Origin of the sequence: Neisseria sp. HMSC068C12, from assembly GCF_001814095.1 — a bacterium.
GTDB lineage: Bacteria > Pseudomonadota > Gammaproteobacteria > Burkholderiales > Neisseriaceae > Neisseria > Neisseria perflava.
Genome location: NZ_KV814812.1, coordinates 69,020 through 84,578 on the forward strand (window position 1 = coordinate 69,020; position 15,559 = coordinate 84,578).

General features: G+C 50.6%; 15 protein-coding genes. 5 read left to right on the plus strand and 10 right to left on the minus strand.

Going from position 1 to position 15,559, the window contains the following annotated elements:
* Window positions 1-36: 36 nt before the first annotated feature.
* The 5 genes from HMPREF2952_RS04795 to rph all read right to left on the minus strand — a co-directional run bounded on the left by HMPREF2952_RS04795 (window position 37) and on the right by rph (window position 3,943).
* A complete protein-coding gene (locus HMPREF2952_RS04795) occupies window positions 37-360 on the minus strand; it encodes a hypothetical protein (RefSeq protein WP_004519296.1) in 324 nt (107 codons plus the stop codon).
* Between the two features lie 68 nt (window positions 361-428).
* Window positions 429-755, minus strand: coding sequence for a purine permease (locus HMPREF2952_RS04800; RefSeq protein WP_224783368.1), 327 nt, complete (start codon window positions 753-755; stop codon window positions 429-431).
* Window positions 756-834: 79 nt separating this feature from the next.
* Window positions 835-1,485: a hypothetical protein gene (locus tag HMPREF2952_RS04805; RefSeq protein ID WP_004519298.1), complete on the minus strand. Its 651-nt coding sequence runs from the start codon at window positions 1,483-1,485 to the stop codon at window positions 835-837.
* Window positions 1,486-1,822: 337 nt separating this feature from the next.
* Window positions 1,823-3,043, minus strand: a complete 1,221-nt coding sequence (locus HMPREF2952_RS04810; protein WP_004519299.1) for an aspartate kinase — start codon at window positions 3,041-3,043, stop codon at window positions 1,823-1,825.
* A gap of 171 nt (window positions 3,044-3,214) precedes the next feature.
* Window positions 3,215-3,943, minus strand: a complete 729-nt coding sequence (gene rph / locus HMPREF2952_RS04815; protein WP_039861956.1) for a ribonuclease PH — start codon at window positions 3,941-3,943, stop codon at window positions 3,215-3,217.
* Between the two features lie 138 nt (window positions 3,944-4,081).
* On the opposite strand from rph, the gene HMPREF2952_RS04820 reads away from it, so the two are divergent.
* Together HMPREF2952_RS04820 and HMPREF2952_RS04825 are read left to right on the plus strand one after the other, a co-directional pair.
* On the plus strand, window positions 4,082-4,969 hold the full coding sequence (locus HMPREF2952_RS04820; protein WP_283116877.1) for a YicC/YloC family endoribonuclease: 888 nt from the start codon (window positions 4,082-4,084) through the stop codon (window positions 4,967-4,969).
* Window positions 4,970-5,174: 205 nt separating this feature from the next.
* Window positions 5,175-6,125 (plus strand): bile acid:sodium symporter family protein, encoded by a 951-nt coding sequence (locus HMPREF2952_RS04825; protein ID WP_004519302.1) that lies wholly within the window; start codon window positions 5,175-5,177, stop codon window positions 6,123-6,125.
* 71 nt (window positions 6,126-6,196) lie between these two features.
* Here the strand turns inward: HMPREF2952_RS04825 and HMPREF2952_RS04830 are convergent, their stop codons facing one another.
* On the minus strand, window positions 6,197-6,742 hold the full coding sequence (locus HMPREF2952_RS04830) for a TIGR00645 family protein (protein WP_004519303.1): 546 nt from the start codon (window positions 6,740-6,742) through the stop codon (window positions 6,197-6,199).
* A gap of 196 nt (window positions 6,743-6,938) precedes the next feature.
* Here HMPREF2952_RS04830 and HMPREF2952_RS04835 point away from each other — a divergent pair, with 196 nt between their 5' ends.
* Window positions 6,939-7,709 carry a sulfite exporter TauE/SafE family protein gene (locus HMPREF2952_RS04835; protein WP_039862025.1) on the plus strand — a complete coding sequence of 257 codons (771 nt, stop codon included), beginning with the start codon at window positions 6,939-6,941 and terminating at the stop codon, window positions 7,707-7,709.
* A 49-nt stretch (window positions 7,710-7,758) separates the two neighbouring features.
* Here HMPREF2952_RS04835 and HMPREF2952_RS04840 read toward each other — a convergent pair whose 3' ends face one another.
* The 4 genes from HMPREF2952_RS04840 to HMPREF2952_RS04855 form a co-directional block, all read right to left on the minus strand.
* Window positions 7,759-9,354 carry a peptide chain release factor 3 gene (locus HMPREF2952_RS04840; RefSeq protein ID WP_070588308.1) on the minus strand — a complete coding sequence of 532 codons (1,596 nt, stop codon included), beginning with the start codon at window positions 9,352-9,354 and terminating at the stop codon, window positions 7,759-7,761.
* A 213-nt stretch (window positions 9,355-9,567) separates the two neighbouring features.
* Window positions 9,568-10,710, minus strand: coding sequence for an NADH-dependent flavin oxidoreductase (locus HMPREF2952_RS04845; RefSeq protein WP_049335376.1), 1,143 nt, complete (start codon window positions 10,708-10,710; stop codon window positions 9,568-9,570).
* 118 nt (window positions 10,711-10,828) lie between these two features.
* Window positions 10,829-11,893 carry a 2,3-butanediol dehydrogenase gene (locus HMPREF2952_RS04850; RefSeq protein ID WP_003745670.1) on the minus strand — a complete coding sequence of 355 codons (1,065 nt, stop codon included), beginning with the start codon at window positions 11,891-11,893 and terminating at the stop codon, window positions 10,829-10,831.
* A gap of 232 nt (window positions 11,894-12,125) precedes the next feature.
* Window positions 12,126-13,184: a histone deacetylase family protein gene (locus HMPREF2952_RS04855; protein ID WP_049335378.1), complete on the minus strand. Its 1,059-nt coding sequence runs from the start codon at window positions 13,182-13,184 to the stop codon at window positions 12,126-12,128.
* 177 nt (window positions 13,185-13,361) lie between these two features.
* Here HMPREF2952_RS04855 and yajC point away from each other — a divergent pair, with 177 nt between their 5' ends.
* Both yajC and secD read left to right on the plus strand, forming a co-directional pair.
* Entirely contained in the window at window positions 13,362-13,628 is a 267-nt protein-coding gene (gene yajC / locus HMPREF2952_RS04860; RefSeq protein ID WP_003675720.1) for a preprotein translocase subunit YajC, read from the plus strand.
* Between the two features lie 75 nt (window positions 13,629-13,703).
* On the plus strand, window positions 13,704-15,557 hold the full coding sequence (gene secD / locus HMPREF2952_RS04865) for a protein translocase subunit SecD (protein ID WP_004519309.1): 1,854 nt from the start codon (window positions 13,704-13,706) through the stop codon (window positions 15,555-15,557).
* Window positions 15,558-15,559 lie beyond the last annotated feature (2 nt).

The following is a 15,559-nucleotide window of genomic DNA, read 5'->3' on the forward strand; positions in this document are numbered from 1 at the left end:
CCTTGTTATCGAAGGCGATGGCCGTCTGAAAGCAGGCTATTCGTCTTTCTCAAATGAAGAATGCTTGATAATGGCAGGCTGGAAGACTGCAACCAAATAGAGCATGATAGGAAGGATGAGATACGTAAAAGGAATATCTGCGCGAAATAGTGCAATCAGAAAGGCAAGGTATAAGGTCAGCAGGGCAAGGAAAATAATGCTCTTTTTCCATGTCGCTTGGCGGATTTCTTTTGCAGTTGGCTGCTTATAGCGGACTTTTTTGTGGCAGGTCGGGCATTCTTTAATGCTTTTCAGTCCTTTGAATGCACTACCTCGAATCGGATTGGAGCAATGCGGACAAAAAAATGGGGACGATTTCATTATTTTTTATTGGGCCGTATAAAGTATTGCCCATCCGGAAAAGTGGGTTGGATGGGCAAAGTATATGTTTATTCGTCTTTTTCAAAAGATGAAAGTTTGTTTTGAATCGGGATAATGTAGTAGACGAAAAAGCCGATAACTAATGCCATACTGATATATTGGGGGAATGTACCAAACAGGCTGATCAGTATTGCCGCTACGATGCAGACAACTACTACAAAAATAGCGAAAGGTTTCAGCAAAGCTTTGAAATATTCGCCAACAGGCGGTTTTTTGAATTTGACTTTTTTATGGCAGGAAGGACATTCTTTGACTGCGGCCAAACCTTTAACCAATCCGCCTTGGATCGGGGCATGGCAGTGTGGGCAGGGGAGTGAAGGGTTTAGATTATTCATTGTGTTCAACCTGACTTAGGGTTTGGAAAGGTGGTATCGATGTTGCCGATACCACCGATATTTATCGGAAACAATAGGCTTATTGGGAGTATTTTTTGCCTAAAGCTTCGGCAGCTTTTTGTACTTCTTGATTGGCTGCACGTAGGGTTTCTTGCAATTTTTGAGATTTTTCTTGGAAATCATTGGCAAATTTGAGCGAATCTTTATCTTTGCCGTTGATAGTCAGCTCAGAAGCATGTTTGCCTGCATAAATCATCATGTTGTTGGCAGCACTGCTGACTTGTAATGCACGATCCAGAACTGCTTTGATTTCAGGATCTTTGATGTCGAGGGCAGCTGCGCTCTGATGGAATTGTTCCAGTGCGGCAGTCAGTTTGTTCATCTGCTCCAAAGCTTCTTTTTCTTTATTTTGGTTAGCCAAGTTTTGCAATTCTAGGCCTAGCTGAGTAATTTTTTGAGCTTCTTCACCAGTGGTGAAGTGAATGAATTTTTGCAATTCGGCAAGACCGTCTGGAGATTTTTTATCGGAAATGACGATAGGTTCGGCCAGTTTAGGATCTGCTTCCGGGAATTCGCTCAGAGCTTTTTCGTATTTGTTGGCAGAGCTAGATTCGCTTTGAGCAACTTGTTCTGCCGGTTTGTCGCTGCTGCCTTTATTACCGGAGTCGCCGCAGGCTGCCAGCAGGGAAGCGGTCAAGATCAGCATACCGAATTTGTTTAATACGTTCATATTAGGATTCCTTCTTAAGTTAGGAGAAAATTGGGGGAAATTTGTTTTTATTGATGAGCGTAGATAATTGTTTGTACTTTTGTCCTATTTTATTACAGATTTGTTTATTTTTCTCAAATTAGGTTAAGTGGTATGTTTTTGGAATTAAACGGCGAAGGTGGATGGTTGTAAAATATTGAATATATAATGAAATTAACAAGGGTAATAATAAGCCAGGCTACACTGTTTTGAGCTAAAGTTGATTTTTTTTATTAAGATGTTGTTGATTTATGTAATGGAAATAAAAAAGGCCTTCTGAAACAATAAAGTTTCAGAAGGCCTTTTTGACTGGTTGGAATTAGTTGCCTAAGTCGAATGCTTTGTGCAGAACGCGGGTAGCCAGTTCCATGTATTTTTCGTCAATCAGGACGGATACTTTGATTTCGGAAGTTGAAATCATTTGGATGTTGATGCCTTCTTCTGCGAGGGTGCGGAAGATTTTGGCGGCTACGCCGACGTGTGAACGCATGCCCAAGCCGACTGCGGAGACTTTGCATACGGTGTCGTCGCCGTCGATGTAGGCGGCGCCGATGCTGTCTTGGCGTTGTTGCAGGAGTTCGATGGTTTGTTTGTAGTCTCCGCGTGGAACGGTGAAGGAGAAGTCTGTTGTGCCTTCGCTGCCAACATTTTGGATGATCATGTCGACTTCGATGTTGGCATCGGCAACTGCGCCGAGGATTTGGTAGGCAACGCCGGGTTTGTCAGGTACGCCGCGTACGTTGATGCGTGCTTGGTTTTTGTCGAATGCGATACCGGTTACGGCTGCTCTTTCCATGTTGTCGTCCTCTTCAAAGGTAATCAGGGTGCCGTTGCCGCCATCTTGCAGGCTGCTGAGTACGCGCAGGCGCACTTTGTATTTTCCGGCGAATTCTACGGAGCGGATTTGTAAAACTTTTGAGCCGAGGCTGGCCAATTCGATCATTTCTTCGAATGTGATCGTGTCCATGCGGCGTGCTTCGGGTACGACGCGCGGGTCGGTGGTGTAAACGCCGTCTACGTCGGTATAAATTTGGCATTCGTCGGCTTTGAGGGCTGCGGCGATGGCAACGGCGGAGGTATCCGAACCGCCACGGCCGAGGGTTGAGATATTGCCTTCGCTGCTGATGCCTTGGAAACCGGCTACGATAACGACTTTACCGGCAGCCAAATCGGCACGCATTCTTTCGTCGTCGATGTTTTCGATGCGGGCTTTGGTGTGGGAAGTGTCGGTTTGGAGGGCGACTTGCCAGCCGGTGTAGCTCTTGGCGTCAACGCCGATGTCTTTCAGGGCCATGGCCAGCAGGCCGATGGTCACTTGTTCGCCGGTAGCGAGAACGACGTCGAGTTCGCGCGGATCGGGATGCTCTTGCATTTCGTGCGCCAGTGCGACCAGTCGGTTGGTTTCGCCGCTCATGGCGGATACGACGACTACGATGTCGTGTCCTTCGGCGCGGGCTTTGGCGACACGTTTGGCTACGTTTTTGATGCGTTCGGGCGAGCCTACTGATGTGCCGCCGTATTTATGTACGATTAACGCCATGTTTCGTGCTTTCTTGTGGGGGTTGTCGGGCAGCTTGGTTTGCTGGAAAAAGGGTTATTATTACTATTTTTTACATGGAATTCAAGGATAGAACGCGCTTTTTTGAGTAAATACGCATAAAGGGGTTTGGTTAAAAAAGGCCGTCTGAAAGTTTTCAGACGGCCTTGCTGATTATCGGGCCAAAAGAGCGGCCTGCTGGTGTTGAACCAATTCAGCAATGCCTTTATGCGCGAGGGCAATGAGTTTGCCCAATTCTTCGATGCTGAAGGGTGCGCCTTCGGCTGTGCCTTGGATTTCGATGATTTTGCCGGATGCGGTCATGATGATGTTAACGTCGCTGTCGCAGCCTGAATCTTCTGGATAGTCCAAGTCCAAAAGCGGTACACCGCCCACCACGCCGGCGGAAACGGCGGCAACGGCTTCACGGATGGGGTTTTCGCTGATAAGGCCGTTTGAAAGGAGTTTGTCTACGGCGATTTGCAGGGCAACGTAGGCACCAGTAATGGAGGCGGTACGCGTGCCGCCGTCGGCTTGGATGACGTCGCAGTCAATCAGGATTTGGCGTTCGCCGAGTTTTTCCATATCGACGACGGCGCGTAGAGAGCGGCCAATCAAGCGTTGGATTTCTTGTGTGCGTCCGGATTGTTTGCCCGCGGCGGCCTCGCGGCGCATACGGGAGGCGGTGGAAGCCGGCAACATACCGTATTCGGCCGTTACCCAGCCTTGTTCTTTACCGCGCAGGAACGGTGGGACATTTTCGTCGATGGAGGCAGTGCAAATCACTTTGGTGTTGCCGCACTCAATAAGGCAGGAGCCATCGGCATGGGGGAGGAAATTGGGGGTAATTTTGATGTCGCGCAGGCTGTCGGCGGCGCGGCCGGTGCGGGTGTAGTTACTCATGATGAACCTTTGGGGGGAATAAAAAATAGGTTGCCTTGAATTATAGAGGAATTTGGCACCAAAGGCCGTCTGAAAATCGTCGGTCGGGTGTGTTATAGTGTCCATACTTTCACTCGTATTTGGAAACGGAGTAAAACCATGGCTACAAGACGAACTATTCAAATCCACAGCATGACCGGCTTTGCCAATGCCGCAGGCGAATGCGGAGGCAAGCGGATTAATTTGGAAATCCGCGCGGTCAACCATCGTTATTTGGATGTTCAATTCCGTATGCCGGAAGAATTGCGTTATTTGGAAGGCGCGTTGCGCGAGCAGATTGCCGCGGCTGTGGCGCGCGGTAAATTGGAATGCCGCATCCAGCTGCAGGATGCCTCCTCGGGCGGACAGACTTTGGAGGTCAATCAGGATTTGGTTGCCCAACTGGCGCATTTGAACAAAGAATGGCGCAAGGAACACAATTTCGGCAAGCTGAGCGTGGCAGACGTTTTGCGTTTCCCCGGCGTTTTGGCAGGCCAGGGCGAAGATGCCGAGGCTTTGGCCAAAGGCGTTAAAGATTTATTGACCAGCGCTTTGAAAGAGTTTACAGCCGCCCGCAAACGCGAAGGCAAAAAACTGGGTGAGCACCTGCTGCAACGCCTGGATGGCATGGAAGAGATTGTGGACGCTTTGAACGAATTGTTCCCCAGCCTTCTGCAAGCGCATATGGATAAAGTCAAAACCCGTTTGGCAGAAGCCGTCGGCAATATCGACAACGACCGCTTGCAACAGGAATTTGCTTTATTCATCCAAAAATCCGATGTGGATGAGGAATTCAGCCGTTTGCGCACCCATATCGCCGAAGTACGCCGTATCGTTACCGAAGGCAAGGGCAGCGTAGGCAAACGTTTGGATTTCCTGATGCAGGAGTTGAACCGCGAAGCCAACACTTTGGGCAGCAAAGCCATCGCCGCCGAATGCACGCAAGCGTCGGTTGAACTGAAAGTCTTAATCGAACAAATGCGCGAACAGGTTCAAAATATCGAATAAATCGATAATGAACGGATAAAACAAGGCCGTCTGAAAAGGTTTCAGATGGCCTTTGTGTTGATATTGGGTGGAGTTAGTGTGGTTTGTTTTTAAACATTATTGGATGATGGATTTCCTGTTTCGTTACTGTCATTGCGCACAAGAGTTAATATGTGTTAAATTATGGCAATTATTGTCATGATAAAAACATACAAAGGAGTAAAATATGAACTTTCTGACCGCTATCAGTCGGCAAATGACCCGCTTCACCGCCTTGATTATCGTCCTTGCCTCCATTATCGCCTTTATCGAACCTGCTACGTTTTCATGGGTAAAAGGCGATACTCAAGTCGTTGTACTCGGTATCATCATGCTCGGTATGGGCATGACTTTAGGCAAAGAAGATTATCAAATTCTGGCGCAACGTCCGCTCGATATTTTTATCGGCGCCATCGCCCAATACACGATTATGCCCCTGCTCGCTATCGGTATTGCCAGAGCCTTTGACCTCTCGCCTGGATTAACGCTGGGTCTGGTTTTGGTCGGCACCTGCCCGGGCGGTGTTTCGTCCAATATCATGAGTTTTTTGGCTAAAGGCGATGTCGCCTTTTCAGTCGGTATGACCACCGTCTCCACCGTCCTTGCGCCTGTGATGACGCCGCTGTGGATGACTTATTTGGTCGGACAAACCGTCGAAATGGACGGCTGGGGTATGTTCAAATTTATGTTGCTCGTTACCTTGTTGCCTGTGGTTATCGGTTCTGCCGCCAATATATTGCTGCATAAAAAACACTGGTTTGAAGACGTGCGCGCGATTATGCCTGCTGTTGCCGTTGTCGCGTTTGCCTGCATCGTCGGCGGCGTTGCTGCCGTTCACGGCCACCGCTTTGCTGAATCCGCCTTCGTTATGGTACTCGCCATCGCTGCCCACAACATCGGTGGCTACATCCTCGGCTATTACAGCGGCGCACTGACCGGCATGAACACCGCCAAAAAACGCACTCTTGCCATCGAAGTCGGCGTACAAAATGCCGGACTTGCCACCGGTTTGAGTGCTAAATTTTTCCCCGGTAATGCCGAATCTGCCGTTGCCGCCGCCGTTGCCTGCGTTTGGCACTCTGTGTCAGGAACGGTTTTGGGCAATTTGTTTGCCTGGTGGGACAAGCGTAAGCAATAAGCTGTAAACATTGCCAGATAGCAAAAGGCCGTCTGAAATATTTCAGACGGCCTTTTGATTGCCTTTTATTATCAATGCGCTTTATGCGTCGTGCTGTACACGATTTTGTCCGTTAAAGCCATGGCGAGGGCGGAAATCAGGAAGCAGATGTGGGTAATACATTGCCACATGATTTGTTTTTCCGACAGATTGGCGGCGTTGAGGAAGGTTTGCAGCAGATGGATGGAGGAAATGCTGATGATGGACATCGACAGCTTAACCTTCAAAACCGAAGCATTGACATGGCTGAGCCATTCGGGCTGGTCGGGATGTTCGTCAACGTGAAGGCGGGAGACGAAGGTCTCGTAGCCGCCGACAATGACCATGGTCAGCAGGTTGGCAATCATCACAACATCAATCAGGTTCAATACGGCGATCATGATGGTGTTTTCATCCATGATGCTGAAATTGGATACCAAGTGCCACAAGGATTTGAGGAACTTACAGGCATAAATGACTTGGGCGATAATCAAGCCTATATAAATCGGCAGTTGCAGCCAGCGGCTGGCAAAAATGAAATGCGCGAAGATGCCCATTCGGTCGTGGGCTGTGCGTTTGGTCGGGGTGGAATGTTCCATAAAATGTGTTGTGTGTAGGAAAGATAAGGGGCGGCATTTTAATGGAAAAATTTTTAAGCCGCAATTTGAGCGGTTGAATTTAAAAAGAAAGGCCGTCTGAAAACAGGATATCGTTCCTTGTTTTTCAGACGGCCTTGTAGGTTGTCAGGACAGGCAAATACGCGCAAAATCGCTTTGCTTTTTAGAGATGGACATTATGCTTGCAGATTCGTTTTTTTATTATCTGGTGTTGGTCGGCTTTGCCGCAGGGCTGATGGATGCGGCGGTTGGCGGAGGCGGGCTATTGCAGATTCCCGGATTATTCAACCTATTGCCAAACGCTACACCTGTGGCCTCGGTAATGGGTGTCAATAAATTTGCTTCCTGCTGCGGCACGCTGACTGCGACGGGGCAATACCTGCGCCGAATCCCCGTGCCGTGGAAAATGCTGCTGCCTGCCGCGGTGTTGGCATTTGTCGCTTCATATTTGGGCGCGAAAACGGTGGTGTATTTCCCCGTGCAATACATGAAACCGACGATGTTGGTCATCATGATTGCCATGTGTCTGTACACTTTTTTGAAAAAAGACTTGGGACAGACGGTGCGCACTGAAAAGCTGACGCGCCGCGAAACTTTATGGGGCTTATTTTTCGGCGCGTTAATCGGGTTTTACGACGGCGTGTTCGGGCCGGGAACGGGCAGCCTGCTGGCTTTTGTGTTCGTCCGCTTTTACGGCTATGATTTTTTAGCGGCTAACGCCTCGGCAAAGGTCATCAATTCGACCACCAATCTTGCTGCGCTGACGTTTTTTATTCCGCAAGGCCATGTTGTGTGGGCATGGGCGATACCGTTGGCGGTGGCGAATTTGTGCGGCGGCGTGGTCGGCGCGCGCTTGGCAATGCGCGGCGGAACCAGGCTGCTGCGTTATGGGTTTATGTTGCTGCTGTGCCTGACCATCGGAAAGTTTGCTTGGGATTTATTGGGTTGATATCGAATGAAAAAAAGGCCGTCTGAAAGTTTCAGACGGCCTTTGCGTTTTACAGTTTAACCGAATGCTCGCGCGTTTCGTGGAACACGATGTCCGGCCAGCGTTCCTGCGTCAGGTTTAAGTTGACGCGGTTAGGCGCAAGGTAGGCGAGGTTGCCGCCTGCGTCTATCGCCAGATTGCCTGCGTTAGCTTTTTCAAATTCCGCCAGCTTTTTCTTGTCTTCGCACGATACCCAGCGCGCCGACCAGATGGATGCGCTGTCGAACACGGCTTCTACGCCGTATTCGTTGGCCAGCCGCGAGGTAACGACTTCAAACTGCAACACGCCGACCGCGCCCAAAATCAAATCTGCGCCGCTCATCGGTTTGAAGACTTGTACCGCGCCTTCTTCGCCGAGTTGCTGCAAACCTTTTTGCAGTTGCTTGATTTTCAGCGGATTTTTGATGCGGACGCTGCGGAACAGTTCGGGTGCGAAGAAGGGAATGCCGGTAAATGCCAGTTGTTCGCCTTCGGAGAAGCTGTCGCCGATTTGGATGTTGCCGTGGTTCGGGATGCCGATGATGTCGCCGGCGTAGGCTTCTTCCACCAGCTCGCGGTCGTGCGACATGAAGGTTACCACGCTGGAGGCGGCGATTTCGCGGTTGATGCGCAGATGTTTCATCTTCATGCCGCGCTCGAATTTACCGGAGCAGACGCGCAAGAAGGCGATGCGGTCGCGGTGTTTCGGGTCCATATTGGCTTGGATTTTAAAGATAAATCCGGAAAACTTCGGCTCATCTGGCTCGACCATGCGTACGGTCGCATCGCGCGGTTTCGGCGCAGGCGCCCATTCAATCAATGAATTGAGGATTTCCTGAATACCGAAGTTGTTAATTGCCGAACCGAAGAACACGGGCGTGAGTTCGCCGGCGAGGAATTCGTCGAGATTGAACTCGTTGGAAGCCGCCTGCACCAATTCGATTTCGTCGCGCAACTGTTGGATTTCCAACGGAAAGCGTTGTTCCAATTCGGGATTGTCGATGCCTTTGATGATGTCGAACTCGTGCGGCAGGCGTTCACCGCCCGCTTCAAAGAGATAGATTTCGTCGTTCAGGATGTGGTACACGCCTTTGAAGTTTTTGCCCATGCCGATTGGCCAAGTTACGGGCGCGCAGCGGATTTGCAGGATGTTTTCTACTTCGTCCAAGAGTTCCAGCGAATCGCGCACTTCGCGGTCGTATTTGTTCATGAACGTAACAATCGGCGTATTGCGCAGGCGGCAGACGTTCAAGAGTTTGATGGTTTGCGCTTCCACGCCTTTTGCCGCGTCGATGACCATCAAGGCGCTGTCGACGGCGGTCAATACGCGGTAGGTATCTTCGGAGAAATCTTGGTGTCCCGGCGTGTCCAAGAGGTTGACGGTATGGTCTTTGTAGTCGAACTGCATCACGCTTGATGCCACGGAAATGCCACGCTGCTTCTCGATTTCCATCCAGTCGGAGGTGGCGAATTTGCCGGTTTTCTTGCCTTTTACCGTACCCGCGCTCTGAATCGCGCCTGAAAACAGCAACAGTTTTTCGGTCAGCGTGGTTTTACCCGCGTCAGGGTGGGAGATGATGGCAAACGTGCGGCGGCGGCGCACTTGGTCGAGGATTTCTTGGGACATGGTTTTCTTTGCAAAAAGTTTCAGGCCGCTTTTTCAGACGGCCTGAAGGGTATGGGTGTTGGAAAACAGGCTAAAATAAGGGCGTGTGCGACACGCCCTGCAATAGATTGAAAGATGCGGAATTGTACAAAAAAATGCTTGATAATTCAATGTTTGCACCAAACCAAAGGCCGTCTGAAAAGTTTCAGACGGCCTTGTGCTATGAATCGATGATTAAATATCCATCGGTTTCCATTCCGCGCCTTTTACCGGCGGCAGCCATGATTGCGTACCGCTGGAGGCAAATCCCCACAAGGTGTCGGGGAGGCCGTAATGGTCGGCGCGTGTCGGGTCGAGTTGCGTTTCGATTTCAGCTTCGCGGCCTTCGCGGATTTGCGTGGCGATGTGCGGATTAATCATCACGGTTTTGCCCAAGGCGATAAATTCTGCCCAGCCGGTTTCATAGGCGGCCAAAATTTGGTCGGCGGTAAACAGGTTGCCCACGCCGATAAGCGGCAGTTTGCCGTTGATGCGTTCGTGGATAAACTGCATACGGGTTTGGGCGGTATCGCCGCCGCGACGGATTTTTTTATCAAATTCCCACAGGGAAACGTGCAGATATTGCAGCGGTTTTTGTACCAATGCGTCAATCAGTGCGCCGGTTTCGGTCATGGTTAAGCCGTCTTCGCCCGGCTCTTCGGGGGAGAAGCGGTAGCCGATAATGAAATCGTCGCGCTGGTGTTTTTCTCGGACGGCAACCACGGCATCGACAACGGCCAGCGGGAAGCGCATTCTGTTTTCCAAGCTGCCGCCCCATTGGTCGTTGCGGCGGTTGCTTTGGGCAGAGTAAAACTGTTGGATTAAATAGCCGTTCGCACCGTGGATTTCCACGCCGTCAAAACCGGCACGAAGCGCCAAATCGGCGGCTTGCGCATAAGAGGCGATGAGTGCTTCGACTTCTTCTGCGGTCGCTTCGCGTGCGTGTTCGGCTTCGTTGGCGGAAGCGCTGATTTTGTCGAGACCGTCCAAAAGGTCATCAATGGCTTTGGAACCGCCGTGATGGATTTGCAAAATCGCTTTTGTGCCTTGTTGTCGCAGGATTTGTGCGGTTTCTTTCAGGCTGTCGAGGCAGTGTTCGCCTGTGGCTTCAGGTTGGCCGTGAAAGGCTTTGCCGTCTTTTTGAACCAAAGTGGCGGCCGTGATAAACAGGCCCATATCGCCTGCGCGGTTGCTGAGGAAGGTACGCTCTTGGTCGCTGATTAAACCGTCGGTTTGTGAACCGAAATGGGTCATGGGGGCGACGGCAAGGCGGTTTTTGATGGTTACGCCGTTATTGAGGGTGTATGTTTGAAAGAGTGGGGCGTATTTTGGATTCATGAGATTTTGCTCTTGATAAGTGAATGGTTGGCAGAGGATTGGGCCATTCGGGAATTTATCAAGTAAACAGGCCGTCTGAAAAGTTTCAGACGGCCTGTTTATTCTTTAAGCCTTAGGATTAAAGATTAGGATTAACAATGATTTTTACTGCGGATTCATTGTTGTGGATCAAGCGCTCGAAGCCTTCGGAAATCAATTCGTCCAGTTTGATGCGTTGGGTGATGAAAGGCTCAAGGTTGATTTTGCCTTCTTCAACCAATTTGATGGTTTCGGCGTGGTCGTTGCAGTAGGCGATGGTGCCGCGCACGTCCAGCTCTTTCATCACAACGCTGTGGACGTTGATGGTAGCGGGGTGGCTCCAAATGGATACGATGACGACTTTCGCAGTCGGACGGCATGCTTCGACCATGGTGTCCAGCACTTTGTTGACGCTGGTGCATTCGAATGCAACGTCTACGCCTTCGCCGTTGGTCAGTTTTTTCACTTCTTCAACGACATCGACTTCGGATGGGTCGAGGATGTAGTCGGCCACGCCGGCTTCGCGTGCTTTGTCTTTACGCGCTTTGCTCAATTCGGTGATGATGACTTTGATGCCTTTGGCTTTCAGTACGGCAGCCAACAGCAAACCGATTGGGCCTGCGCCGCCGACCAATGCGACGTCGCCTTCTTTCGCGCCACTGCGTACATAAGCATGGTGGCCGACAGACAGAGGCTCAATCAAAGCAGCTTGGTCCAATGGGATTTTGTCGGAAATAGGGTGTACCCAACGGCGTTTAACGGCAATTTTTTCAGACAAGCCGCCACCGCAGCCGCCCAAGCCGATGAAGTTCATGTCTTTGGAGAGGTGGTAGTTGCTGCCTTCGCCGGTCGGTACGTCGTCGCGGATGATGTAGGGTTCGACAACAACGTGTTGACCGACTTTGATGTCGTCCACGCCTTCGCCTACGGCATAAACCACGCCGGAGAACTCGTGACCCATGGTGACTGGCGCAGACTCGCCGGAGATTGGGTGCGGATGGCCGCAAGGCGGAATGAAAATCGGGCCTTCCATGAATTCATGCAGGTCTGTACCGCAGATACCGCACCAAGCAACATTGATGCCGACAGTACCCGGAGCTACGGTTGGCTCGGGAATGTCTTCGATGCGGATGTCGCCTTTGTTATAAAAACGTGCTGCTTTCATTGTAACGCTCCTTTTTTAAAGTGGAGGCCGTCTGAAAAAGACGGTCAATTGGGGAAAGGGAAGCAGTGTGGCGTGTGAAATGTTTTTATTGATATGTTTTATGTTTGTTATTTTACTACTGATAATATGGAAATGGTTTGTCTTTGCTCAAATTAAAGTTTGTAAATGAAAAAAAAGGCCTTCTGAAATGGATAATCTGTTTTCAGACGGCCTGGGCAATAGTTTGAATGCGTTATGGTGTAGGATTGTTACTTTTGCCGCGCTTCAGATGCTTTTGGTAGGCGATGACGTAATCGGCCTTGCTTAAGCCCGCCAATACGCGGATGTGGGCGGCGGCGGATTTGGACATGGATTCCAAGGTATAGCCGCCTTCCAGCACGGAAACAACACGTCCTTGGCAGCTTGCCGTTGCTTGGACGATTTTGTGCGTCAGCCAGGCAAAATCGGCTTCATGCAGGTTCAGACGGCCTGTTTCGTCTTGTTTATGCCCGTCAAAACCTGCCGAAAGCAACACCAACTCGGGGCGGAAGGCCGTGAGCTTGGGCAGCCATTGTTCGCGGATGGTCGTGCGGAAGATACGGCTGCCTGTGCCTGGTTTGAGGGGCGTATGCAGCATATTTTTATTGCCGGCGTATTGTTCCGCCTGAGGGAAGGGAAAGATATCGGTTTCAAACAGGTTGAAAAACATCACGCGCGGATCGTCTTGGAGAATCTCCGCCGTTCCATCGCCGAAGTGGACGTCGAAATCGATGACGGCGATGCGTTGCAAGCGGTATTGGGCAATGGCGTGCATCACGCCGGTGGCGGTGTTGTTGATCAGGCAAAATCCGCCGGCGCTGTTGCTGTGGGCATGGTGGCCTGGCGGGCGGATGGCGCAAAAAGCATGCCAGGCTTTTTTATTCATCACCATATCGACTGCCTTGACAACGGCTCCGGCCGCAAAACGGGCGGCTTGAAGGGAGTCGTGGCAGATGACCGTATCGTCATCGATGCGGTGGATTTTGCCGGGGAGCGGCTGGGCGGCTTCCAACTCGTGCAGATAGTTGCGCGAGTGGACCAATGCCAGCTGCGCATCTTTGATTTCCGGTGCTTCGGTGGTTTGCAGGCGACGCCAAATGCCTTCTTGTTTTAAGGCAGTTTGAATGGAGCTGATGCGTTCGGGCCTGTCGGGATGGTTAGGCCCCGGCTGGTGCTGTAGGAATATCGGATGCGAAATCCATACGGTGCGGGCGTTTTTGCCAAACAAACGGCGTAGGCGGGTGCTGATGCGCCAAAGGATTTTTTTGAACATGGAACAGTATGTGTCGGACAAGTCGTAAAGACTGCTAAATATGGTTAATAAATACGGAAATACTTGGAAATTTTTCAGACGACCTTTAGAATAGCTCAATTTTACAGTCCAACCAATGTATTTGATTGCAGTGTGCAGTTTTTTACTTAATCTAAAACTTGAAAGAACGGATATATTATGAATCAAGCAGTGGCTCAATTTGCCCCTTTAGTGCTGATCATGGTGGTGTTCTACTTCCTGATTATGCGTCCTCAACAAAAGAAATTCAAAGCGCACCAAGCGATGTTGGCCGCTTTGAAAGTCGGCGATAAAGTCGTTTTGGCGGCAGGCTTCAAAGGCCGCGTGACCAAAGTCGGCGAGCAATTCTACACTGTCGACATCGGTCAAGGTGCGAAAATCGAAGTGGAAGTTGAGCGCAACGCGATTGCCGCGAAAGCCGAATAATCCGTTTTTTTGCAAAAAGCCGCCTCATTTTCCGAGCGCGGCTGTTTGCCTTTATAAATAAAGCAAAGGTTTACCATGAACCGTTATCCTTTATGGAAATACCTGCTGATTGCGTTCACGATTGTGGTTGCGGCTGTTTACTCGCTGCCCAACCTTTTCGGTGAAACGCCTGCCGTACAGGTATCGACCAACCGACAAGCCATCGTTATCAATGAGCAAACCCAGTCTAAAGTGGATGCCGCGCTGAAACAGGCAGGTATTCAGACTGATGGTATGTTCATCGTCGACAACTCGCTGAAAGTGCGTTTCAAAGATACCGAAACGCAACTGAAAGCGCGCGACGTCATCGAAAATACTTTGGGCGAGGGCTATATTACCGCGCTCAACCTGTTGGCAGACAGCCCTGAGTGGATGGCGAAAATCAAAGCCAATCCGATGTTCCTGGGTCTGGACTTGCGCGGCGGCGTGCATTTCACCATGCAGGTGGACATGAAAGCCGCGATGCAGAAAACGTTTGAACGTTATTCCGGCGATATCCGCCGCGAATTGCGCCGCGAAAAAATCCGTACCGGCACGGTGCATCAGACTGAAAACGGTCTGACCGTGCCTTTGCAAGATGCTGCCGATGTACAAAAAGCCTTGCCTCAGTTGCAAAAATTGTTCCCTGAAGCCACGCTGCTGCCGGACGGTAACAATATCGTGCTGACTTTGTCTGAAGAGGCAATCAATAAAGTACGTTCTGATGCAGTTAAACAAAATATCAATACGTTGCACAACCGTGTGAACGAATTGGGCGTAGCCGAACCGGTTATCCAACAATCCGGCCTTGACCGCATTGTCGTACAGCTGCCGGGCGTGCAAGATACTGCCAAAGCAAAAGATATTATCGGTCGTACTGCGACTTTGGAAGTGCGTATGGTGGAAGACGATCCGATCAAACTGCAAGAAGCTTTGAACGGCAATGTGCCGACCGGTTACGAATTGCTGTCAAGCGGTGGCGATCATCCGGAAACTATCTTGGTCAACAAACAAGTTGAACTAACCGGCGACAACATCAACGATGCGCAACCTAGCTTTGACCAAATGGGCGCGCCTGCCGTGAGCCTGAGCCTGGATAGTGCGGGCGGCAGCATTTTTGGCGAATTGACTTCGGCCAATGTGGGTAAACGTATGGCTATGGTGTTGATCGACCAAGGTAAATCCGAAGTCGTGACCGCGCCTGTCATCCGAGCCGCCATTACCGGTGGCCGCGTGGAGATTTCCGGCAGCATGACGACAGCCGAAGCCAACGATACTTCATTGTTGCTGCGCGCCGGTTCGCTGGCCGCGCCGATGCAGATTGTCGAAGAACGTACCATCGGCCCGTCTTTGGGTAAAGAAAACATTGAAAAAGGTTTCCACTCTACCTTGTGGGGCTTTGCCGCTGTTGCTGCATTCATGGTGATTTACTATCGCTTGATGGGTTTCTTCTCTACCATTGCCTTGAGTACCAATATCTTGTTTTTGGTGGGTATTTTGTCTGCCATGCAGGCAACGCTGACCTTGCCGGGTATTGCCGCCTTGGCTTTGACCTTGGGTATGGCGATTGACTCCAACGTGTTGATTAATGAACGTATCCGTGAGGAACTGCGTGCCGGTGTCGTACCACAGCAGGCCATCAACCTCGGTTTCCAACACGCTTGGGCAACCATTGTCGATTCCAACTTGACCTCCCTGATTGCCGGTATCGCTTTGTTGGTATTCGGTTCCGGCCCGGTACGCGGTTTTGCGGTTGTACACTGTATCGGTATTCTGACTTCGATGTATTCATCCGTGGTCGTGTTCCGTGCTTTGGTCAACCTGTGGTACGGCCGTCGCCGCAAATTGCAAAATATTTCCATCGGTTCGGTATGGAAGCCGAAAGCTGAAATGGCAGAAGGCAAGGAGTAAAA